Annotated in this window: 1 protein-coding gene; it reads left to right on the top strand. The window is 47.7% G+C overall.

Going from position 1 to position 1,619, the window contains the following annotated elements; translation table 11 throughout:
• Positions 1-465 precede the first annotated feature (465 nt).
• On the top strand, positions 466-1,619 hold a 1,154-nt coding region (locus ACRC27_RS06670), incomplete at its 3' end, for an Ig-like domain-containing protein (protein WP_438639475.1).

Here is a 1,619-nt window from a genome sequence, read left to right as displayed (position 1 = left end):
AACTTTATCTTCAATCGCCTTCTTTTTTCCTTGATTAAAATCTTCCTTTTACTCTCTTTTCGCACAATGAATCTCTTATTTTCTATCTCTGATTGCTTGCCCTCTTCTTTCTATTACTCTTCTTTTCCCTACTTCCCTTATCTATTATCCGGCTCTTTTTATCGGATCACATGTTGCGAGACATCCTGCATTTGTACAGCATTGTAAGCACCACACTATATTTGCGATACACATCATTTTTTTCACAAAAAAAGCGGTGAAAACCTGCGCATGACATTGCAGTGAATGTGCAATATCGCACCGATCAACATCACAAATTAATTAACATTTTTTAAACATATTTATCTAAGTGAAAATACTTCGATTATGTTTAGTGTCAGAGGCCAATTTTCCTTTTTTGCGCCTTTAACCCGAGTGCAGATCACTCTGACTCGGCGGATATGGCAACTCAGGGATGTCACAACTATGTCGAATAAGAACTTCCTCACTCCCGCACTCAATTTGAGTGCGCTGAGTGTCGCTTGCATGATGGCATTTTCAGCGCAAGCCGCTACGGTAGACTGTACCGGATTACCTACATGGAATAGCACCAGTGCCTATGGTGGTGCGAGCAAAGTACAACTGCAAAATAAAGCCTATCAGGCAAACTGGTGGAACCAAAACATGTCACCGGATAAGTATTCCAATGCTTATCAAGAGTGGAAACTGCTTGGTGATTGCGCCACCACCGCCCCTGTTGTCAATACGCCACCGAGTGTTAGCCTGACCGCTCCGGCCAATAACGCCAGTGTAAAAGTCGGCGATACCGTCACACTCAGCGCAACAGCCAGTGATAAAGACGGTACAGTGGCCAAAGTTGAGTTTTATATTGATGGCGTGAAAACCGCTACCAGCACTGCTGCCCCGTATAGCTATGCTTGGGTGGCCACCGCCGGTACGCATACATTATTGGCTAAAGCCTATGATGATAAAGGCGCAACCACTGACAGCAGCGTCAGCATTACCGCAACAGCGACCACACCACCAGTCACCAGTAACCAAGCGCCGACAATCACCCTTGATACACCTGCCAGCGCATCAGCAGGCCAAAGCGTGACCCTAACGGCCACAGCAAAAGACAGTGATGGCAGTGTTGCCAAAGTGGAGTTTTTTGTCGATAACGTTTCTGTCGGCAGCAGCACCAGCGCACCTTATCAAGCCGTTTGGAAAGCCACTGATGGCTCGCATACCCTTGTTGCAAAAGCCACTGATGATAAAGGCGCGGTGGGTACATCAAGCAGCGTAACATTTGTTGTTGGCACAACTGCTGGCACATCACAAGATCAGTGCCGCCCAGAAGGTTTATATAAAACCCCGGGTGTCGCCGTGCCTTATTGTACGGTGTACGATAAAGAGGGCCGTGAAGTGATGGGGGCTGACCACCCACGCCGTATCATCGGCTATTTCACCTCATGGCGCACCGGTGGCAACGGCCAACCGGCTTATCTGGCCAAAGATATTCCGTGGGATAAAATCACTCACATTAACTATGCCTTTGCGCATATCGGCCCAGACTTTAAAGTATCAGTGGGCAATGAAGCTGATCCTGCCAACGCTGCAACCGGTCTGCAATGGCCGGG

Source organism: Plesiomonas sp. (genome assembly GCF_051650925.1).
Taxonomy (GTDB): domain Bacteria; phylum Pseudomonadota; class Gammaproteobacteria; order Enterobacterales; family CAMTGL01; genus Plesiomonas.
The sequence above is the reverse complement of the archived record's forward strand: the minus strand, read 5'-3'. Positions and strand labels throughout refer to the sequence as shown.